Source organism: Kribbella sp. NPDC104740 (assembly GCF_055583505.1).
The window spans coordinates 501,434-520,629 of the sequence record NZ_JBVJNV010000006.1; the positions used below are offsets into that span (position 1 = coordinate 501,434).

The following is a 19,196-nucleotide window of genomic DNA, read 5'->3' on the forward strand; positions in this document are numbered from 1 at the left end:
TCAGGCGCCCAGCATGCTCTGGCCGCAGACCCGGACGACGTTCCCGGTGACGCCCGCGGAGGCCGGGTCGGCGAACCACGCGATCGTCTCGGCGACGTCGACCGGCTGCCCGCCCTGCTGCAGCGAGTTGATCCGGCGGCCGACCTCGCGGATCGCGAACGGCACCCGCGCGGTCATCTCGGTCTCGATGAACCCGGGCGCGACCGCGTTGATCCGGATCTGCCGCTCGGCGAGCTTGGGCGCGTACGCCTGGACGAGCCCGATCACGCCGGCCTTGGAGGTCGCGTAGTTGGTCTGCCCGTTGTTGCCCGCGATGCCGGCGATCGACGAGACGCCGATCACCGAGCCGCCGTCGTGCAGCGCGCCGGACTCGAGCAGGTGCGCGGTGATCCGCTCCGGCGCGCGCAGGTTGACGTCGAGCACGGCCTCCCAGGCGTCGGTGCGCATGTTCGCGAGCCGCTTGTCGCGGGTGATCCCGGCGTTGTGGACGACGATGTCGAGGCCGCCGTGGTGCTCTTCGGCGTACGCCGCGATCCGCTGCGGCGCGTCGATCGCGGTGACGTCGAGCAGCAGTTCGCTGCCGCCGATCGCCGAGATCACCTTGCGCAGGTCGTTGGCGTTCTGCGGTACGTCGACGCCGATCACGGTGGCGCCGTCGCGGGCCAGCGTGTCAGCAATCGCGGCACCGATCCCGCGGGCGGCGCCGGTGACCAGCGCCACCTTCCCGGCGAGCGGCCGGGCCGGGTCGTTGGCGACCAGCGGGCCGGTGCCGATCCGGGCGACCTGGCCGTCGACGTACGCCGACTTGGGCGACAGGAAGAAGCGCAGCGTCGACTCGAGCTGGTCGTGCGCGTCGGGGGCGACGTACACGAGGTTGACGGTGGCGCCGCGCTTGACCTCCTTGCCGAGCGAGCGGGTGAAGCCCTCGAGCGCGCGCTGCGCGATCTGCTGCTCCGGCGTCGCGGCGAGCTCGGGCGTCCGGCCGACGACGATGACGCGGCCGGCCGCGCCGAGCTGGCGGATCACGGGGGAGAAGAAGCGCTGCAGCGAGCTGAGCTCCGCCGTACTGGCTGCGCCGGTCGCGTCGAACACGAGTGCTTTCGGGCGCAGCTCGCTCGACGAGACGCCTTCGGCCGCCGTGGTGAACTGCGCGCCGATGTCGCGCAGCAGCGCCTGGATGGCCTTGCCGGTGTCGGTCTCGCCGATCGAGCCGAAGACGACCGGGCCGTCGATCACCTTGGCGCCGTCGCGCCAGCGCGGCAGCGGCGTCGGGTCGGGCAGGCCGAGGTTCTTGACCAGGGCCTGGCCGAGCGGCGTCCGGGTGAAGGTCTGGTAGCGATCCGTCATCTGTCAGGCTCCCACTACTTCTCGAGGATGGCGACGACGCCCTGGCCACCGGCGGCGCAGATCGAGATCAGGCCGCGGCCGCCACCGTTCTCGTCCAGCTGCTTGGCCAGCGCGGCCACGATCCGCCCGCCGGTCGCGGCGAACGGGTGACCGGCGGCCAGCGAGCTGCCGTTGACGTTCAGCTTGGCGCGGTCGACCTCGCCGAGCGGTGCGTCCAGGCCGAGCCGTTCCTTGCAGAAGATCGGGTCCTCCCAGGCCTTCAGCGTCGCCAGCACCTGGGACGCGAACGCCTCGTGGATCTCGTAGTAGTCGAAGTCCTGCAGGGTCAGGCCGGCCCGCGCGAGCATCTTCGGTACGGCGTACGCGGGGGCCATCAGCAGCCCCTCGGCGCCCTTCACGTAGTCGACCGCGGCGGTCTGCGCGTGGGTGAGGTAGGCCAGCGGGCGCAGGCCGTGCTCGACGGCCCACTCGTCGGTCGACAGCAGCACGGTCGAGGCGCCGTCGGTGAGCGGAGTCGAGTTGCCCGCGGTCATCGTCGCGGTCTCGCCCTTGCCGTACACGGTCTTGAGCTTGGCCAGCTTCTCGAGCGTGGTGTCGGGACGCAGGTTCTGGTCCTTGTCCAGGCCCAGGTACGGCGTGATCAGGTCGTCGTGGAATCCGCGGTCGTACGACGCCGCCAGGTTGATGTGCGAGCGGTAGGCCAGCTCGTCCTGCGCCTCACGGGTGACACCCCACTCCAGCGCGGTGAGCGCGGCGTGCTCGCCCATCGACTTGCGGGTCCGCGGCTCGGCGTTGCGCGGGATCTCCGGGACGATGTCCTTCGGGCGGACCCGGGCGAGCACCTTCAGCCGGTCCGGTGCGCTCTTGGCCCGGTTGAGGTCGAGCAGGATCTGGCGGAGCTTGTCGTTGACCGCGATCGGCGCGTCCGAGGCCGTGTCGACACCACCGGCGACCCCGGCGTCGATCTGGCCGAGCGCGATCTTGTTGCCGACCAGGATCGCCGCCTCGAGCCCGGTGCCGCAGGCCTGCTGCAGGTCGTACGCCGGGGTGGTCGCGGCCAGCTTCGAACCGAGCACGACCTCGCGGACCATGTTCCAGTCCCGGGCGTGCTTGAGGACGGCGCCCGCGACGACCTCGCCGAGCTCGGCGCCGCCGAGGCCGGTGCGGTCGACCAGACCGTTCAGGGCGGCGGTGAGCATGTCGGAGTTCGAGGCGTGCCGGTAGTTCTTGTCCTGCCGGGCGAACGGGATCCGGTTGCCTGCGACAACGGCAACCTTGCGGGGTTCGGTCACGAGGATTCTCCTGTACTACGGCCGGCGGGCGCCTTGGTCGGTTTCCTGCTGACTGGGGTCTTGCTGCCTGGTGTTTTGGTGCCTGGTGTTTTGTTGCCTGAGGCCCGGGTGTTGTTGCCGAGGGCACGGCGGCCGACCGCGGTCGCGAGCGTCGCCGTGATGGCAGTCTCCCGGACGGTGGCGATGTCGGCCTGGTGCACCACCGGGTGGCCCGGTTGCGTTGCCGACACGATCAGGCCCATCCGGGCCATGTGCAGCGAGCCGAGCGTCTGGGTGTAGAGGTGGTTGGCCAGGTAGTCGGTGTCGACCTCGTCGAACACCCCGGTCCGCTGGCCGGCTTCGAGGATCGTCGAGATCCTCGAGAGAGCGCTCCCCATCGCCGTACCGAGCTTGACCATCACCGGCTCGGTGATCTCGCCGAACAGTTCGTCGCCGGTCCGCCGGAGCAGGCTCATCGCGCAGTCGGCGAAGGCCGGGTACTCCAGGCAGAAGTCGACGAAGACCTCGCTGAGCGCCTTCAGCCGGTTCATCGGCGTACGGCGGGGCATGTCGACTGCTTCGAGCCGCTCGTCCAGCTCGCCGAGGTAGTCGATCAGGGTGAGCGCGAACAGCTCCTCCTTGCCCGCGAAGTGCCGGTAGATCAGGGCCTTGTTGATGCCGACCCGCTTGGCGACCTCGTCGATCTGGGCGTCGATCGTGCCGCGCTCGTCGAACAGTTCGCGAGTGCAGCGGATGATGTCCCGCTCCCGGTCGCGACGGCGCTCCGCCGTGGTGCGGCGGCGTCCGATCGCGAGCAACGCGGAGCTCATGCACCGATCTTAGTCACAGGGGTGCCGCCCGGTGCAAACGCCGGTTACACTCGCGGGTAACATTGCTCCCGAATGCGTTCTTCCCCTGCCCTGCTCGCCCGGAGGACTCGATGACCATGACCGACCCGAAGCCCGCCGTCTCCGCCGACGTGATGGCCCTCGCCGGCGAGCTCGGCGCCGAGCGGGCGAAACCGGGCTGGAGCGCGTTCTCGCTGGCCATCAACGACGACCAGCGCGAGCTGCGCGACTGGGCGCACACCTTCGCCGCCGACGTGATCCGCCCCGCCGCCTCGGAGTGGGACGAGCGCGAGGAAACCCCGTGGCCGGTGATCCAGGAGGCCGCGAAGATCGGCCTGTACGGGCTCGAGGCGAGCATCAACCTGTTCATCGACCCGTCCGGCCTGCTGATGCCGCTGGTCCAGGAGGAACTGTTCTGGGGTGACGCCGGCATCGGCATGTCCCTGGTCGGCACCGGCCTGGCGTCGTCCGCGATCTTCTCCAACGGCACCCCCGAACAGTGGGCCCAGTGGCTCCCGCGCTGCTACGGCACGCCGGACGACGTACAGGTCGCCGCCTTCTGCTCCTCCGAGCCCGGCGCCGGCTCCGACGTCTCCGCGATCCGCACGCGGGCGACGTACGACGAGAAGACGGACGAGTGGGTCATCAACGGCCAGAAGGCCTGGGCCACCAACGGCGGCATCGCCGACGTCCACGTCGTCGTCGCCACGGTCGACCCGACGCTGGGCACCAAGGGCCAGGCAGCCTTCGTCGTACCCAAGTCCGAGGTGGTCGGCCTGGAGCAGGGCACCAAACTCAAGAAGCACGGCCTCCGCGCCTCCCACACCGCCGACGTCTTCTTCGACAACGTCCGCATCCCCGCCGCCAACGTCCTCGGCGGCAAGGAGAAACTCGACACCCGCCTCGCCAAAGCCCGCGAAGCCACCTCCGGCGGCGCCCGCAACGCCTCCATGGCCACCTTCGAGATGACCCGCCACATCGTCGGCGCCCAGGCCATCGGCATCGCCCGCGCGGCGTACGAGGTCGCCCTCGACTACGCCAAGACCCGCGAACAGTTCGGCCGCCCGATCATCGACAACCAGGGCATCGCCTTCAAACTCGCCGACATGGCTTTGGAAATCGACGCCGCCCGCCTACTGGTCTGGCGAGCCGCCAACATGTCCTCAGCCCTGATGCGAGGCGAAACCCCCGACTACCGCCACGGCGAAGGCTCCATGGCCAAACTCAAGGCCGGCGAAGTCGCCGTCAAGGTGACGGAAGAAGCGATCCAGATCCTCGGGGGGAACGGCTACACCCGCGAGTACCCGGTCGAACGCATGCACCGCGACGCGAAGATCTACACCATCTTCGAGGGGACCTCCGAGATCCAGCGCCTGGTCATCTCCCGCGCGATCTCGGGGATGCGCATCAGGTAGAAGAGCTACAGGCAAAGTCAAAGAAACAACAAAAGAAGAGAAAGATCAGAATGGGAGTTGCCTGGTTGCTGCCGGCATGAACGTGCGGCTGGGTGCTCGGTTGTCCGAGATTTTGCTGCGAGTCAGACTACGGGCAGTGGAGCGCGCCGGTTCGGTCGATCCACCACACCTCGATTCCTGCAGCATCCAGAGACCCAGCCGTTTCGGAATGCAAGTTCCGGTATCGCGGGAAGTCGGGGAGGGCAATCACACTGCGCCAAGACGGCTCCTTGCCCCGCAGTCGCATGGCGGCGAGCACGGCTTGGGCATACCAGTGCCCAGCTTGGGTGCTTGGTGTAGTGCGCTTCTGCTCGCCTGCGCGGGCGGGGTCCGCGTACGCGCGGCTGGGGTATCCCTTCACTTCGATACCTACAGTCTGTCCGTGTTGAGTGGCGATCACATCGATCCCGTGCTCCTTCGAGGCAGTGTTGGCGACGGACAGAATGCGCCAGCCGTCGGTTGCGAGAGCAGTGACCAGCAGGGATTGAATGTTGGCTTCCGTGTGCCACTCGTCTGCCGGTGGTGTCGTCCTCAGTGGAGGTTGCTGGGTGCGAACTTCGCTGCTGTGGCTGCGGCGCCAGTCCGCGATTTCGTCGGAGGTGGCGCGCCGAAAGAGTCCGCGATCGAGCCGGGTGAGGAACGGTTCCTTCTTCGAGAACTGGGAACGGTTGACAACGTTCCAGCATGCACCCCGGATATGCGTTCGCACTGTGTGGTCATTGGCTTGCGAAGGCGCGTGACGTTGAAACCACGAGATCGCCTCTTGAGACGTGAAAGGTCCATGCTGGATCGCTGCGTAGTCCCGCAATCGGTCCCAGACGGTCAGCGACTCGGTCATGAGCCCAGACTGCCAGACGCTCCGGGCATCACAGAGCCCATAGCGTTGACGGTTAGTTGGGTCGGATGCGTTTGGTGTCGTGGGCCCAGATGGCTATTTCTACGCGGTTTCGGGCGTTGAGTTTGGTCATCAGGGCGGCTACGTGGGACTTGACTGTGCTCAGGCCTACGTAGAGGTCGGTGGCGATTTCTGCGTTGGTTCGGCCTCGGGCGACGAGGGCTAGGACTTCCTCCTCGCGGTCGGTGAGGGGGTCCAGGGGTTGGATCGGTACGGCGGGGGACTGGGCGGCGAAGGTTGCCAGGAGGCGGCTGGTGATGTTGGGGGCGATGAGGGCGTCGCCGTTGGCGGCTGCGTGGATGGCTTGGACCAGGAGTTGGGGGCCGGCGTCTTTGAGGAGGAAGCCTCGGGCGCCGGCTCGGAGGGCGCCTAGGACGTACTCGTCGAGGTCGAAGGTGGTGATGACGACTACCGCCAACGGGTCTTGGACATCCGGGCCGGCTAGGCGGCGGGTTACTTCTACGCCGTCGAGGCCGGGCATGCGGATGTCGCAGAGGAGGACGTCGGGGCGTAGGCGGGTGGCCAGATCTAGGGCTGTCAGGCCATCTGGTGCTTCGCCGATGACCTCGATGTCGGGCTGGGCGTTGAGGATCATGACCAGGCCGGTTCGGACCAGGTCTTGGTCGTCGGCGACGAGGACGCGGATGGTCATCTCGCAGCCTCCACGGGCAGCACGGCGTCGACCACCCAGCCACCCTCGGGGCTGGGACCGGCGGAGAACGATCCGCCGAGGAGGTGGGCGCGTTCGGCCATGCCCTGGAGGCCGAAGCCAGGGGCCGGGGTGGGGCCTGAGTCGGTACGGCCGTTGTCGGTGACGCGGAGCCGTACGGCGTTGCCTTCGCGGCGTACGGCGATCTCTACGCGGGTCGCACTCCGGGCGTGTCGTACGGCGTTGGTCAGGGACTCCTGGGCGAGGCGGTAGAGCGCGGCGTCGACGGGGCGGGGCAGCCGGGTCACCGAGCCGTTCAGGGAGACCTCGACGGTGGGTGTTGCACTAGGGCGCGCCAGCGCGGGCAGGTCCGCGACGCCCATCGGCGGCGCGTAGGCGACGGCTTCGTCGTCGCGCAGCATCCGCACCATGGATCGCATCTCCGCCAGGGTTTGTGAGGCTTCGTTCTCGATCGCGGCCAGGACCTCGGCGGCCTTCTCGGGTTGGAGGCCGGCGACGACGCCGCCGGCCTGGGCCTGTACGGCGATGGCCGAGACGTGGTGGGCCACCGTGTCGTGCAGTTCGCGCGCCAGCGCCACTCGTTCCTGGTTGCGGATCTCGCGCTGCCGGCGGTGCCAGAGGTCGGCGCGGTAGCGGAACACCACCGCGAGGGCGGCGCAGAGCAGGACCAGGACGCCCCCGCCGAAGGTGTCGGCCCAGCCCGTTGAGGCGGCGTACATGCCCAGGAGGACGACGAATGCCACGAATGCCGTACCGACGACGATCTCGCGGCCCGAGCCCCACCGCACGAGGGAGTAGAGCAGGATCAAGGTGGCGATCATGGAGTCGAGGCCGAGATTGCCGGTGTGGACGGTCAGTTGGAGGACGGTCAGCAGCCCGGCGACGCCCCACCCGATCAGGGCGGCGACCAGCGGGCGGCTCCGCCGCAGGAGTACGGCAGGAATCAGCGCCAGGGCGAGCAGCGTGACCACGGGTCGCCAGGCGAGGCTCGGGCGAGCGATGCCCTCGACCAGTACGGCGACCGCGAGCACTCCGGCCACCAGCCAGTCGAGCCGGCCGACGGCCGGAGCGTCAGCGGGCCGCGGCTCGTGCCAGATGCTGCGCCGGAGAGTGACCACGGCTCCAGACTAGGGTCCGGCGCAGGTCGGCGTACCAGCCGAAAGAACTAGAGACAGGTCGTGCCATCGGCCAGCCGAACTCCGGCCCCTGGGCGGAGGCGCTCACCGCCGGCCCGAGGCGATCGTGGAGCCACTGATCCGCACCACGACAACGGAGCCCACGATGACAACACTGATAGACCAGCCGATCCCGGTCCGCGCCAAGCTCGCGGCGACGTGGACGAGCTTCATGTTCCTCTACGCCTACGTCGACATCCTCAACTTCTTCACCCCCGGCGTCGTCGGCGACATTCTCGCCGGCAAGGTCTTCGAGTTCGACCTGTCCCAGACCTTCTCGACCTCGGCGCTGGCCCTCGTGTCCATCCCGGCCCTGATGATCGCGCTCTCGATGATGCTGCCCGCGAGGGCGAACCGTACGACGAACCTCGTCGTGGCCGCGCTCTACGTCCCGGTCACGGCCTTCAACCTGGTGGGCGAGGACTGGCGGTACTTCTACGGCCTCGGCGTCGCGCTGGAGCTGATCCTGCTCGCCTTCATCCTGCGCAGCGCCTGGACCTGGCCGTCGACGACCACGGCGAGCCGCGAAGCCGTGCGCGCGCACCAGCAGGCGTGACCGTCACTCGACGAACGCGGTCATGCGGATCGAGACCAGCAGACCCGGTACGTCGACGCCGAGCTTGGCGACGTACCGGGTCGGGGGATCGACCGGGAACCAGCGGGCGTACTCGGCGTTGAGACCGGCGAAGTCGGCGGGGTCGGTGAGCAGGATGCCGACCTCGACGACGTCGTCGAGGTCGGCGTCGCCGGCCCGGAGAATCGCACGGCAGTTCTGCAGCGCCTGCCTGGTCTGGGCTTCGATGCTGTCTCCCGCGAACTTCCCGGTCTGCGGGTCGACCCCGGTGGTCCCCGAGACGAGCAGCTGGGATCCGGCCCTGACGCCCTGGCTGTAGTACGGCGAACTCGGCGCGTTCGCCGTCGTGATGATGTGTCGTCCCATAGCCGACCTTCCTACTCTCGCGGCTGACGTTTCACAACGCGTCAGACGCGGAAAGCCGGGGGAGTGCCCTGGAGGGCGCGGGACGTGGTTTCGGGGTCGGTGAAGAAGTTGGGGGACTGCTCCTCGGCGTCGTACAGGCGGTGGAAGACGGGGGTCTGGGAGCCGGACATGGGTGGGACGATCCAGGTCCAGTCGGTGGGGCACTGGCGGCCGGCGCGTTCTTCGCGGTCGAGGTGGACGAGGAAGCGGCGGGACTCGGTGTGGTGGTCGGTGATGGAGACGCCCTGCGACTTGAAGGAGTGGAGGACGGCTCGGTTGAGCTCGACGAGGGCCCGGTCGCGCCACAGAGACGCTTCGGTGGAGGTGTCGAGGCCGAGGCGTTGGGCGACCTCGGGGACGAGGGCGTAGCGGTCCTCGTCGGCCAGGTTGCGGGCGCCGATCTCGGTGCCCATGTACCAGCCGTTGAAGGGGGCGGCGGGGTAGGAGACGCCGCCGATGTCGAGGCGGTTGTTGCTGATCACCGGTACGGCGTGCCAGCGCAGGTTCAGGTCGGCGAACCAGGGGAGGTCGGGGTGTTCCAGGGGGACCTCGTGGATCGAGTGCTGAGGCAGCTGGAAGAGCAGGGGGCCTTCGTCGGCGGTCTCCACGACGAGGGGGAGGACGTCGAAGGCGCTCCGGCGAGCCGGGGGTTGCCAGCCGCGGCGGATGAGCTCGGTGGTGAACGGGCGGTACCGGGGGTCGCCGAGGATGCCGCCGTCGGGCTGGGCGTAGCCGGCGTACCGGATGAGTTGTTCGTTCCAGATCCTCGGCGCCGGTCTGGTGGGGGTCTCGGGGGCGAAGATGCTGATCATCGGGCGGATCTTGCCGCCGTTGTGGGCGGCGCGGAGGTGGTCGAAGCAGTGACCAGCTACGCCGGAAGCGTCGCCGACGGTGCGTAGGTCGCGAACCTGGAGGCTGCGCCAGTAGAGGCGGCCGATGCAGCGGGCGTTGTTGCGCCAGGCAACTCTTGCGCCGAACGCGAGCTCTTCGGGGGTGTGCCAGTAGGTGCCGGTGAGTTCGATCTCGCGGTGGGCCGCGGCGATGCGGGGGCCGATGCGGCCGGAGCGGGGGTTCTCGGCGGCGTAGAGCTCGAGGAACTCCTCGGCAGCGGCTCGTACGGCGTCGGTGTCGTGGCCGGTCCAAGCCGGAGCCGCGACCGGGGCGGGAGGCGATACGCCGTGAGCCGGGCAGCCCGCCGGAGCGGCTGAGCCGTTCGCGGGATAACGCGCTGGACCAGCTTCCGGTGGCTGCTCGACCTCAGGTCGCCGTACGGTGTGAGGCGGATCAAGCTCGGGTCGCCGTACCGGATGTGTCGGCCGAGCCTGCACTCTCCCAGGACCGGGCGACGCCCGCCGCCCACCCCGCGGAGCCTTGTGCCACGGCCGGTCGCCGATCTGGAGCAGTTGCTCGCCACCGACCAGCTGCGGCGTGCAGATCCGCAGGGCGGCGAACAGCAGCACGAGCATCAGTACGACGCTCGTCGGGAAGCTGGTCGGCACGGTCCAGCCGATCAAGGCGGCGGCCGATGCGGCGAGGACGATCACAACAGGGCGGTGCTGTGCGGGTCCCACGGTCTATCCCGGAGTGCCCGGTGCGTGCCCGTTGCGGGAGCGGGGATGCGGGTCGTCGGTGAAGAACGCGTCGGCCGCGGGTTCGGTCGGCGTCACCGTGCCGAGGTGCCCGACCTCCGAGGCGAACGTGCTCACGATCGACTGCATCTGCGCCTGCGCGGTCTCGGCGTACGAACGGACCTGCTGCCCGGCGGTGTCCATCGCCTCCGCGACGATGCGGCGCTCGTGCTCGCGCGCCTGGCCGATCCGCTCGCGCGCGTCGCGGCTGACGTCGCTGACCATCTCCTCGACCACCAGCTGGGCCTGGCTGAACATCTGGACGACCTGCTCGTTGACGCGGTCGCCGGCCTGCTCGTACTGGTCGAGCTCGGCCTGTACGCGCTGCAGCTCGGCCTGGAGCCGCTCGCCGTTCGACCGGCTCGCGGCCAGCTCGCCCTCCATCGCGTGCATCTGGTCAGCGAGCCGATCGAGGTAGGCGTAGACCTCGGCGGCGTCGAGTCCACGCATCCGCTTCGGGAAGGTCTCGTCCCGGATCGACCGAGCCGTCTGCCGTGGCGAACCGTGACGGTGCTTGCTGGTCCTCACTGGGTGTCTCCTGCCGTAGTAGCGGTGGCCCGGCGGTGTGGTCGTCCGCGGCCGCGTAGTAGAAGTGCTCGTACTTGATGTGCTCGGGCGGCATGCCGGCGGCGGCGAGCCGTTCGAGCGTGTGCGCGACCATCTGCGGACCGCCGCAGACCATCGCCGTCCGGCCGGGCTGCACCTGGCGGGCGGCGACGGTGCCGACCTTTCCGCGAGTTCCCGGGTACGACGGGTCGTCCGACACGACCTCGGTGTACTCGAACCACGACCGCGTCTCGGCGAGCTGCCGCAGCCGCGGCCGGTCGTACAGATGCCAAGGCATCCGTACGCCGTGCAGCAGGTGCACCGAGGGACCGCTGCCCGACCGGTGCCACGCGCCGTCGATCTGCTCGAGCAGCGCGAGCAGCGGAGCCAGACCGGTCCCGCCGGCGACCAGCAGCAGCTCCCGCGGAGAGGTGTCGCGCAGGGTCAGCCGCTCACCGACCGGCGCGCCCAGCTTCACGGTGTCGCCGGCCTTCAGCGACCGGACGACGCTCGGGCTGACCTGACCGCCGTCGATCTGCTGGACGTGCAGGTCGATCGAGCCGTCCGCCCGCGGCGCGTTGGCCGGGCTGAAGTACCGCCACTGGCGGGGGCGCTGCGGGATCTCCATCGAGATCGACTGGCCGGGCCGGAACGCGAACGGGCGCCGCGGCCGCACGGTCAGCAGCGTGAGATCCATCGTGCGTCGCTCGGCCGACATCACGTCGGCGTCCCACCAGTCCGGCGTGGACTCCGACGCGTCCTCCGCCGCCTCGACCATGATCCGCGCCACCACCTGGTACGCCGCCGTCCAGTGCGCGGCCAGGTCCTCGTCCCACTCCGGCCCCAGGAAGTGGGCGAGGGTCGCGCACAGCGAGGCGCCGACCGCGTTGTAGTGCTCGGCCAGTACGGCGTACTTGCGGTGGTCGCGCCCCAGATGCTGCAGGAACGCGGCGTCGTGCTCGATCTGGTCGGCGTGGCTGACGATCCGGCCGAGGGCGCCGACGAACTTGTCGCGCTGGTTCGCCATCGACAGCGGGAACATCGACCGCACCTCGGGGTACGACACGAACAGGTGCGAGTAGAAGTACAACGGGACCTGTTCGCCGTGCTCGGTGACCTGGTCCCAACTGCGTTGCAGGGCCTGTGCATCCATCGGAGATCGCTATCTGTCTCGATTCGTCAGGTCGTCGAGAAAAGCGAACGTTTCGTTCCTGGGACACACGTGTTCCCGTTCGCCGGCGGCGCGTGCCGGCAGGTGTTCCGTGGACAAGGGTGCCCTCCCAATTCCAGTCCCCGAGTCGTCTCCGGTGCTTCGACTTTCCCGATCTACCCGTGCTCGACGAGGGTAAACCGTTGAAAGGACTCAAAGGTCTCGAAATTCTGGAACCCAACGGGTGGTTGAGATGTGGACGACTTGCCGCCCCGGCGAGCGGCCGGAAAGGGGCCTGAGGCAACCACAGGGAAATCCGCAGGTCAGAGCCGGAATTCACCGCCCGGAACACAACTGGTCTACACCGGGAAATGCCTTCTGGTATGTCCCGGAATTAACGGGCCGTCGGCCCATATAATCTTCGATTAATCGGTTGTGACGTCCGCCGTTGACGCCGGGCCGCCCGCTTTGGTAAAGCAGGTGCCCGGCGTCGCGGTGAGCAGGACGGCGGCGTGGCGGCCGAACCGGATCTATCCGGCTTCGAGCGCGTTCGTCAGCAGCGTCGCGAGGGCCTCGACCTGGATGTCGATGGTCGCCTGGTCCTCGGGGTCGGCGCCGTCCAGGGCGACAGCGGCCAGGCCGGCCTTGCTGTCGATCAGGTCGGCGATCCGGGTGTCGATGGTCTGGGCCGCGATCACGCGCCAGGCCGTGACCGGCTCCTGCTGGCCGATCCGGTGCACCCGGTCGATCGCCTGGGTCTGCTCGGCGTTCGTCCAGGACAGCTCGGCCAGTACGACGTTCGACGCGACCTGCAGGTTCAGCCCGACGCCTGCGGTGAGCAGCGAGCAGACGACGATCGAGACGTCCGGGTCGTTGACGAACGCGTCGATGTTCTTCTGCCGCGTGGTCGGCGACTGGTCGCCGCGGATCGAGGCGTAGCTGATGCCCCGGTCGGCGAACAGCTGCTCGGCGGTGTCCATCGCCTCGATGTGGCGGGCGAAGTACACGACCTTGCCGACGTTGTGCGCCAGCTGGGCCGCGTAGTCGGCGGCCAGCGTCGCCTTGGCCTTGCCGATTCGGCGTACGAGCGTGAAGACGTTCTCGCCGGTCTTCGCGGTCGAGGTCTCGGTACGCTCCCACTCCGCGACCTGGCGGACCAGCGTGTGGTCGATGCCGTCGACAACCACTCCGGACGTCCGCAGCTCGAGCGCCGCGTGGTACCGGGAGACCAGCCGCGCGGCGAGCTCGCGCTCGGCCTCGCGGATCGAGCGGCCGACCGAACCGTCCAGCTCGACCGGCAGGTTCGCGATCCGGCGGGCGGGGATGTCGGCCGCGACGTCGACCTTGCGGCGGCGCACGATGCCCATGTCGATCACGCTGGTCCGGGCCGCCGGGTAGAACGCCGGGTCGGCCGGCGTCAGGTCGGTCTCCTCCAGCTTCTCCATCAGGACCGCGCCCGGGGAGCGCTCCTCGATCCAGCCCAGGTACTGCCAGATCGCGGTGAAGTCCTCGATGTCGTTGATCAGCGGCGTACCGGTCAGTGCCATCAGCAACGGTCGCGCCGTCCGGGAGCGGATCCGCTCGGACAGGTGCAGCACGTTGCGGGAGCGGTGCGACTTCTTGTTCTTGATGAAGTGCGCCTCGTCGACCACCATGCCGCGGAAGCCGAAGTCGACCAGCCAGCCGACGTGCCGGTCGAGCACCTCGTAGTTCACCACGACGATGTCGGCGAAGCCGTCGATCGAGTCGCCGTCGCCCTGGATCACGGTCGCCTTGCGCTTCGGCGTCCACAGGTCGGCCTCGCGGGCCCAGTTCGTCTTGACGACGTTCGGTACGACGACCAGCAGCGGGTACGCGTTCGCGGCCTGGGCGGCGAGCAGGGCCTGAGCGGTCTTGCCGAGGCCGGGCTCGTCGGCGAGCAGGAACGTGCGGTGACCGTCGGACGCCGAGGCGATCAGCTGCGCCTGGTGCAGCATCAGCTCGCGGCCGCCGGCGGCCTGCAGCGAGGCCGGGTCGGGGAGCGACATGCTCGCCGAGGCGCCGGCCTGCTCGAAGGAGCGGAGCAGGGGACCGATCAGTTCCCACCCGGCCAGGCGGCGCGGCTTGGCCTCCTTCTGCGGCGCGGCCGAGAAGTCGGGCGCGAGGAACGGGTTCGCGAGCTGGCGCGAGACGACCGACTGCGGCACGACCTGCCGCGGCGGGGGAGCGGTCTCGGTGGGCTGCTCGACCGGCTTCGGCTTTTCCACAGGCGCTTCGAGGCCGGCCGCGAGCAGCATCTCGCGCTGCAGCGCGACGGCGGCTTCGGACATCACCGCGTCCTCGGCGAGCAGGGCGAGCAGCGAGGGCTCGCGGGCGGCGGTCTTGGCGAGGATGGTCGCGACCCCGTCGAGCCGGCGGAGCTGCTCGGCGCGGTACGCGTCGGTCGCGGTCGCGTCGCCGTTCACCTGGGCGCGCTCCTGGCGAACGAGCAGGCCGATCACCTGGAACTTGGTCCGGATTGAGGGGGCGATCGCACCACGCTCGACGGCGGCTTCGACCTCCCGGACGGCGCGCGCGAGGACCGGGATCAGGCCGTCCGCGTCGTCGGTACGCCGCTTCCGCCGCGTCCCGCCGCCACCGGAGCCGCCGCGCGAAGCGCCGCCCCGGGAAGAGCCGCCGGAGCTGCCGCGGGACGATCCACCCGAGCCGCCGGAGCGCGAGGACCCGCCGCGGCCCCCGCCGGACCCGCTGCGCGAACCGCCGCCTCCGCCGCGCGACCCCGCGGCGGCCGAGGCACGTGAGCCACCGCCCGAGGCGCTGCGCGAGCCCGATCCGCCCCGGGAGTCCCCGGACCCACCGCGCGACCCACCGTCGGTACCACGCGAGCCGGAGCCCGCCGCCGAGCGCGAGCCGGCCGCGCTGCGCGAGCCGGTGCTCGACCCGCCGCGGGTGCTCGCCGTCGCCGTACCGGCGGAGCTGCCGCGCGAGGCGCTCGCGTCACGAGCGGAGCTGCTCGTCGTACCGGCGCTGCCGCGCGGGTCTCCGGCGGACGCGCCGCGGTCGGTGCTGGGTGCGTCGGTGCCGGGCTGGCGACGACCTCGGTTGGCCAAGAATCCTCCTCAGAGCCACCGCGGCACGGTGCCGCGGCACAACAGCGACGCCGTACGCCGTCGGCGGTCCGGTGAACCGGCGTGCGAGCACGGTTCATCGACTCGTCGAGCGGCCGAGGACCCTCCGGCGGAACTGGCTGTCGTGCGGGACGACGGGTAGATGGCCGTGAGTTCCAGCCCCGGGCGAAGTGGTCGCGGCGGGATCAGCGGTGCGGGGGCGTCAAGCCCACACCCTCAATACTAGTTCCCCGCCCCCGGTCTGTGTCACCGGTACAGAGAGGTTATCTGTCCGGCCGGTCACCGAGGCCTGTCGGTTGCTTTGTCCACAGGCCCCGGGAGGCTCGATGCACAATCTGTGGATGGTTGTGGACAACCTGTAACGGGGATCGGGCAGATGCTGCAACATCTGTGCTGAACCGTCCATGTCTGCGCTGCCGCGGGCCGGGTACCGGGCGGTCTTCGAGCCAGGAGGCGATGATGGGTGCAGTTCTGTGGATCCCGGTGATGCTGATCGTGCTGCTCGCGATCGGCGGCGTGCTCTGGGCGCTGTTCGGCGCCGGGCTCGGTGCCACCGCGGCGGCGAAGTCGGCCAAGGGTGAGACCACCGGTGAGACGGCCGCGCACACCGACGAGCGGACGAAGTCGCGGCACGTGGACACCACGCCGCCCGACCAGACGGGCTGAGGCCGGCGGCTGGAGTACGCCGTACGACGTGAGGCTGCGGTATCCGTCGGGACCCTGCGCCCGACGGATACCGCAGGTCTGGGGGCTAGCCGCAGATGGAGGTTCGCATCACGTCGGCGGGGCTGTTCCAGTTGGCGCAGCCGGTGCCGGAGTGCCCGTACCAGTCGTGGCCGAACTCGTGCGCCGCGAGCAGCGGGACGTCGCCGACCGCGCTGGCGACCAGCGTGATCCGCTGGCCGGCGCCGTAGTTGCAGCCGATGACGGTGCCGGCGCCGCAGTCGGTGATGTAGCCGTCCTGGCAGGAGACGGGCGTGCCGCCGCCTTCGGTGAGGCCGTTCCAAGCGGCCGCACCCTGGCGGATCTGGGTCGCGTACGGCGCGCAGGACGCGGTGATCGTGTACGAGCGGGCGCTCGGGACGTCCCAGCCGAGCATCTTGGCCGGCATCGGCGCGGCGGCCTTGCCCGGGACCAGCTGGACGCCGTGGGCGTCGGTGCCGTGCTCGTCGTCGGCCGCGAGCGTCATGGTCTGGCTGCTCGAGACGGTCTGGCTCGACGCGGCCTCGGGCAGGTCGTACGCCGAGGCTGCCGGGACCGATCCGAGTACGGTGGCCGCCACTGCCGCGAACAGCACCGTCACGCGCTGGAGATTTCTCATGGGGGGTTCCTTCCTCACTTGCACGGAATCGCCCATGAGCACACCGGGGGCGGAGCGGGTCGTCGGCCTGGCAGGCGGCGCTGACAACCTTGTCATGGGCGGTGACGTGACACATCGTTGTCAACCGACCACGAGCTGTCAAGGGGTTGGGCCGCAGCAACCGCTGTCCGGTTGACTGGTGGTTGCCATCGGCCCGTTCGAGAGGATCCTCATGCAGTTCGCGTTGCTGTACTACTACGACCCCGCCGTCGCCGGCCCGACGAAGGAGGAACTGCTCGACTGGCTCGCCTTCGACGCCGCCGTACGGAAGGCCGGGGTGTTCGTGCACGAGGCAAGCTTCCATGCGGTCTCTCGGGCTCGAACCGTGCGCGTGCGCGACGGCGCGACGTCGAGTGAGAAGGGCGGAGCGACGGGCTCGCCGGTGCTGGCCGGGTACTACATCGTGAACGTCGCCGATGCCGAGGCCGCGGAGGTGTGGGCAGCGATGATCCCGACCGCCCGGTACGGCGCGGTGGAGGTCCGGCCGATCGTCGAGTACGACGCATAGCCGGGCTTTGTCAGCTCGGGTTTGAATCGTTTCCAGATTTCCCGGCCGGATGCTGAGACGAACCGCCGGTACGGCCCGCGATCACGGCTGAGCCTTGGTTAGGTAGGTCGGAGATCGTTTTCCACTGACCGACCGGTGCGAGGAGAAGATGGTGTCGAAACCGCTCAAGATCGCGGCCCTGGGATTCTGGCACGTGCACGCGGGGGACTACTCCCGGCAGGCGCAGGAGCATCCGGGGACCGAGCTGGTCGCGGTGTGGGACGACGACCCCACGCGCGGCCGGGCCGGCGCCGAGCAGTTCGGGGTCCCGTACACCGACGACCTGGACGCGCTGCTGGCCCGCGACGACCTCGACGGCGTCACGGTGACCACGTCGACCGACGTGCACCGCGACCTGATGGTGAAGGTCGCGAACGCCGGCAAGCACATCTTCACCGAGAAGGTGCTCGCGCCGACCGTGGCCGAGGCCGAGGAGATCGTCGCCGCCGCCGACGCGAACGGCGTCAAGCTGGTGGTCTCGCTGCCGCGGCTCGCGCACGGCTACACGCAGGCGATCCGCGAGGTGATCGACAGCGGCGACCTCGGCACGATCACGTACGGCCGGGTCCGGCTGTCGCACGACGGCGCGGTCTCCGACGGCGGGAAGGGCGGCTGGCTGCCCGAGCGGTTCTTCGACCCGAAGACCGCGATCGGGGGAGCGCTCACCGACCTCGGCTGCCACCCGGTCTACCTGACGCAGCTGTTCCTCGGCGCGCACCCGGAGACCGTGAGCGCGGTGTACCGGTCGGTGGCCGGGCTCGGGCTGGAGGACAACGCCGTCGTCACGGTCGGGTACGCCGATCAGCGGATCGGCGTGATCGAAGCCGGGTTCGCGAGCCGCAACCCGTTCACGATCGAGTTGTTCGGGACCACGGGCAGCCTGACGTACTCCGAGGACGGCAACGCGCTGCACGTGTTCGGCCCGGCGTACGGGGAGGGTCGGCAACTACCTGTGCCGGAGCACAGCATCGATCCGTTCGGTCAGTGGGTCGACCACATCAGCAACGGAACACGGGCCGACGACAACATCTCGCGCGCGATCGAGCTGACCCGAATGGTTGTCGCGGCCAACGAAGCCGCCGAGACCGGAACCGTCGTGCAGTACGGAGGAGACGCGAATGCCTGAGCTCAAGGTCGGACTGATCGGCGCCGGCGGAATCGCGGGCGCGCACATCCGCGGGTACCAGGAGCACGCGGCCCGGATCGGTGTCACTGCCGTTGCCGACGTCAACGAGCAGGCCGCGGCTGCGCGTGCGGAGGAGCTCGGCGCGACGCCGTACGCGGACTACCGGGAGATGCTCGACCGCGAGGAGCTCGACGCCGTCGACATCTGCCTGCCGCACCACCTGCACCGCGACGCGATCGTCGCCGCGGCCGAGGCCGGCAAGCACATCCTGTGCGAGAAGCCGCTGTGCCTGACGGCCGCGGAGGCTGCGGACGTCCGCGCGGCGGTGTCGGCTGCCGGTGTCACCTTGATGTGCGCACACAACCAGCTGTTCCTGCCGGCGGTTGCCAAGGCCAAGGAACTCCTGGAGGCCGGTACGATCGGGACGGTCTTCGAGGTCCGGACGACCGACAGCTTCTACAACGACTTCGATCCGTCCACGATGGGCTGGCGAGCCAGTGCGGCGACCAGCGGCGGCGGCGAACTGATCGACACCGGCTACCACCCGACCTACCTGCTGCTGCACCTCGCGGGCGGCAAGCCGGTCGAGGCGACGGCGATGCTCTCCACGCACCGGCTGAAGTTCATGGAAGGCGAGGACTCGGCGCAGGTCCTGGTCCGCTTCGACAACGGCGTCGTCGGCCAACTGGTCACGAGCTGGGCCTACCAGCCGGCAGCATCGACCGAACGCTTCTCGGCGGTCGGCTCTGAGGGCGCCCTGCACAGCGACGGCAACACCCTGACCATCCGCCCGCGGTCGGGCGAGGTGAAGACCATCGAACTGGAGCCCGTCGACGGCTTCGTCGCCGAGATCGGCCACTTCGCCGACTCGCTGCTCAACAAGACCCGTCCGCTGCACACCGAAGAGGAGGGGATCGCGGTCCTCGGCATCCTGCTGGCCGCTTACGAGGGCGCGAGGACGAAGACGATCGCCCCGGTCCTGCCGAGCTGATCGGTCCCGGGGGGGGGGGGGGGGGGGGGGGGGGGGGGGGGGGGGGGGGGGGGGGGGGGGGGGGGGGGGGGGGGGGGGGGGGGGGGGGGGGGGGGGGGGGGG

General features: G+C 69.7%; 19 protein-coding genes. 7 read left to right on the forward strand and 12 right to left on the reverse strand.

Features of this window, described 5'->3' with window-relative positions:
• From ACZ6Z4_RS30375 to ACZ6Z4_RS30385, 3 genes are read right to left on the reverse strand one after another with little or no spacing between them, the layout of a single operon-like run.
• On the reverse strand, positions 1-1,347 hold the full coding sequence (locus ACZ6Z4_RS30375) for a 3-oxoacyl-ACP reductase (RefSeq protein WP_465571765.1): 1,347 nt from the start codon (positions 1,345-1,347) through the stop codon (positions 1-3).
• Between the two features lie 14 nt (positions 1,348-1,361).
• On the reverse strand, positions 1,362-2,639 hold the full coding sequence (locus tag ACZ6Z4_RS30380; protein ID WP_465571768.1) for an acetyl-CoA C-acetyltransferase: 1,278 nt from the start codon (positions 2,637-2,639) through the stop codon (positions 1,362-1,364).
• The gene (locus ACZ6Z4_RS30385) at positions 2,636-3,448 is read right to left on the reverse strand and encodes a TetR/AcrR family transcriptional regulator (protein ID WP_465571771.1); all 813 of its coding nucleotides are present in this window, start codon (positions 3,446-3,448) and stop codon (positions 2,636-2,638) included. Before ACZ6Z4_RS30385 ends, ACZ6Z4_RS30380 begins: the two co-directional genes overlap by 4 nt.
• A 110-nt stretch (positions 3,449-3,558) precedes the next feature.
• Here ACZ6Z4_RS30385 and ACZ6Z4_RS30390 point away from each other — a divergent pair, with 110 nt between their 5' ends.
• Positions 3,559-4,881 (forward strand): acyl-CoA dehydrogenase family protein, encoded by a 1,323-nt coding sequence (locus tag ACZ6Z4_RS30390; RefSeq protein ID WP_465571773.1) that lies wholly within the window; start codon positions 3,559-3,561, stop codon positions 4,879-4,881.
• A gap of 127 nt (positions 4,882-5,008) precedes the next feature.
• On the opposite strand, the gene ACZ6Z4_RS30395 is transcribed toward ACZ6Z4_RS30390, so the two are convergent.
• The 3 genes from ACZ6Z4_RS30395 to ACZ6Z4_RS30405 are packed head-to-tail and all read right to left on the reverse strand — an operon-like array spanning position 5,009 to position 7,603.
• Positions 5,009-5,758, reverse strand: coding sequence for a DUF7669 domain-containing protein (locus ACZ6Z4_RS30395; protein WP_465571776.1), 750 nt, complete (start codon positions 5,756-5,758; stop codon positions 5,009-5,011).
• 52 nt (positions 5,759-5,810) lie between these two features.
• A complete protein-coding gene (locus ACZ6Z4_RS30400) occupies positions 5,811-6,467 on the reverse strand; it encodes a response regulator (RefSeq protein ID WP_465571782.1) in 657 nt (218 codons plus the stop codon).
• The gene (locus ACZ6Z4_RS30405; protein ID WP_465571787.1) at positions 6,464-7,603 is read right to left on the reverse strand and encodes a sensor histidine kinase; all 1,140 of its coding nucleotides are present in this window, start codon (positions 7,601-7,603) and stop codon (positions 6,464-6,466) included. The genes ACZ6Z4_RS30400 and ACZ6Z4_RS30405 overlap by 4 nt, the downstream gene beginning before the upstream one ends.
• A gap of 163 nt (positions 7,604-7,766) precedes the next feature.
• Between ACZ6Z4_RS30405 and ACZ6Z4_RS30410 the strand changes: the two genes are divergently transcribed.
• Positions 7,767-8,216, forward strand: coding sequence for a DUF6326 family protein (locus tag ACZ6Z4_RS30410; protein WP_465571790.1), 450 nt, complete (start codon positions 7,767-7,769; stop codon positions 8,214-8,216).
• Between the two features lie 3 nt (positions 8,217-8,219).
• Here the strand turns inward: ACZ6Z4_RS30410 and ACZ6Z4_RS30415 are convergent, their stop codons facing one another.
• The 5 genes from ACZ6Z4_RS30415 to ACZ6Z4_RS30435 all read right to left on the reverse strand — a co-directional run bounded on the left by ACZ6Z4_RS30415 (position 8,220) and on the right by ACZ6Z4_RS30435 (position 14,443).
• Positions 8,220-8,600, reverse strand: a complete 381-nt coding sequence (locus ACZ6Z4_RS30415) for a RidA family protein (RefSeq protein ID WP_465571793.1) — start codon at positions 8,598-8,600, stop codon at positions 8,220-8,222.
• A 41-nt stretch (positions 8,601-8,641) separates the two neighbouring features.
• Complete coding sequence (locus tag ACZ6Z4_RS30420) at positions 8,642-10,210, reverse strand: nitric oxide synthase oxygenase (RefSeq protein WP_465571797.1); 1,569 nt, start codon at positions 10,208-10,210, stop codon at positions 8,642-8,644.
• 3 nt (positions 10,211-10,213) lie between these two features.
• Entirely contained in the window at positions 10,214-10,717 is a 504-nt protein-coding gene (locus ACZ6Z4_RS30425) for a DivIVA domain-containing protein (protein ID WP_465571800.1), read from the reverse strand.
• Positions 10,665-11,966, reverse strand: a complete 1,302-nt coding sequence (locus tag ACZ6Z4_RS30430) for a globin domain-containing protein (protein WP_465571803.1) — start codon at positions 11,964-11,966, stop codon at positions 10,665-10,667. The genes ACZ6Z4_RS30425 and ACZ6Z4_RS30430 overlap by 53 nt, the downstream gene beginning before the upstream one ends.
• A 527-nt stretch (positions 11,967-12,493) precedes the next feature.
• A complete protein-coding gene (locus tag ACZ6Z4_RS30435; protein ID WP_465571806.1) occupies positions 12,494-14,443 on the reverse strand; it encodes a DEAD/DEAH box helicase in 1,950 nt (649 codons plus the stop codon).
• A gap of 7 nt (positions 14,444-14,450) precedes the next feature.
• Between ACZ6Z4_RS30435 and ACZ6Z4_RS30440 the strand changes: the two genes are divergently transcribed.
• Positions 14,451-15,212 carry a hypothetical protein gene (locus ACZ6Z4_RS30440; RefSeq protein WP_465571810.1) on the forward strand — a complete coding sequence of 254 codons (762 nt, stop codon included), beginning with the start codon at positions 14,451-14,453 and terminating at the stop codon, positions 15,210-15,212.
• 317 nt (positions 15,213-15,529) lie between these two features.
• Entirely contained in the window at positions 15,530-15,736 is a 207-nt protein-coding gene (locus ACZ6Z4_RS30445) for a hypothetical protein (RefSeq protein WP_465571813.1), read from the forward strand.
• An 85-nt stretch (positions 15,737-15,821) separates the two neighbouring features.
• Here the strand turns inward: ACZ6Z4_RS30445 and ACZ6Z4_RS30450 are convergent, their stop codons facing one another.
• Positions 15,822-16,391, reverse strand: coding sequence for a hypothetical protein (locus ACZ6Z4_RS30450; RefSeq protein WP_465571816.1), 570 nt, complete (start codon positions 16,389-16,391; stop codon positions 15,822-15,824).
• A 211-nt stretch (positions 16,392-16,602) separates the two neighbouring features.
• On the opposite strand from ACZ6Z4_RS30450, the gene ACZ6Z4_RS30455 reads away from it, so the two are divergent.
• The 3 genes from ACZ6Z4_RS30455 (at position 16,603) to ACZ6Z4_RS30465 (ending at position 19,094) form a co-directional block, all read left to right on the forward strand.
• The gene (locus tag ACZ6Z4_RS30455) at positions 16,603-16,938 is read left to right on the forward strand and encodes a YciI family protein (protein WP_465571819.1); all 336 of its coding nucleotides are present in this window, start codon (positions 16,603-16,605) and stop codon (positions 16,936-16,938) included.
• 151 nt (positions 16,939-17,089) lie between these two features.
• On the forward strand, positions 17,090-18,103 hold the full coding sequence (locus tag ACZ6Z4_RS30460; protein WP_465571824.1) for a Gfo/Idh/MocA family protein: 1,014 nt from the start codon (positions 17,090-17,092) through the stop codon (positions 18,101-18,103).
• Positions 18,096-19,094 (forward strand): Gfo/Idh/MocA family protein, encoded by a 999-nt coding sequence (locus ACZ6Z4_RS30465; protein ID WP_465571827.1) that lies wholly within the window; start codon positions 18,096-18,098, stop codon positions 19,092-19,094. Before ACZ6Z4_RS30460 ends, ACZ6Z4_RS30465 begins: the two co-directional genes overlap by 8 nt.
• Positions 19,095-19,196 lie beyond the last annotated feature (102 nt).

What these genes read in the sequence shown, in the direction of transcription:
- ACZ6Z4_RS30395 (WP_465571776.1), bottom strand. Translation starts at nt 5,758, where the DNA reads ATGACCGAGTCGCTGACCGTCTGGGACCGATTGCGGGACTACGCAGCG.
- ACZ6Z4_RS30375 (WP_465571765.1), bottom strand. Translation starts at nt 1,347, where the DNA reads ATGACGGATCGCTACCAGACCTTCACCCGGACGCCGCTCGGCCAGGCC.
- ACZ6Z4_RS30450 (WP_465571816.1), bottom strand. Translation starts at nt 16,391, where the DNA reads ATGAGAAATCTCCAGCGCGTGACGGTGCTGTTCGCGGCAGTGGCGGCC.
- ACZ6Z4_RS30465 (WP_465571827.1), top strand. Translation starts at nt 18,096, where the DNA reads ATGCCTGAGCTCAAGGTCGGACTGATCGGCGCCGGCGGAATCGCGGGC.
- ACZ6Z4_RS30390 (WP_465571773.1), top strand. Translation starts at nt 3,559, where the DNA reads ATGACCATGACCGACCCGAAGCCCGCCGTCTCCGCCGACGTGATGGCC.
- ACZ6Z4_RS30410 (WP_465571790.1), top strand. Translation starts at nt 7,767, where the DNA reads ATGACAACACTGATAGACCAGCCGATCCCGGTCCGCGCCAAGCTCGCG.
- ACZ6Z4_RS30415 (WP_465571793.1), bottom strand. Translation starts at nt 8,600, where the DNA reads ATGGGACGACACATCATCACGACGGCGAACGCGCCGAGTTCGCCGTAC.
- ACZ6Z4_RS30430 (WP_465571803.1), bottom strand. Translation starts at nt 11,966, where the DNA reads ATGGATGCACAGGCCCTGCAACGCAGTTGGGACCAGGTCACCGAGCAC.
- ACZ6Z4_RS30425 (WP_465571800.1), bottom strand. Translation starts at nt 10,717, where the DNA reads ATGCGTGGACTCGACGCCGCCGAGGTCTACGCCTACCTCGATCGGCTC.
- ACZ6Z4_RS30455 (WP_465571819.1), top strand. Translation starts at nt 16,603, where the DNA reads ATGCAGTTCGCGTTGCTGTACTACTACGACCCCGCCGTCGCCGGCCCG.
- ACZ6Z4_RS30445 (WP_465571813.1), top strand. Translation starts at nt 15,530, where the DNA reads ATGGGTGCAGTTCTGTGGATCCCGGTGATGCTGATCGTGCTGCTCGCG.
- ACZ6Z4_RS30400 (WP_465571782.1), bottom strand. Translation starts at nt 6,467, where the DNA reads ATGACCATCCGCGTCCTCGTCGCCGACGACCAAGACCTGGTCCGAACC.
- ACZ6Z4_RS30385 (WP_465571771.1), bottom strand. Translation starts at nt 3,448, where the DNA reads ATGAGCTCCGCGTTGCTCGCGATCGGACGCCGCCGCACCACGGCGGAG.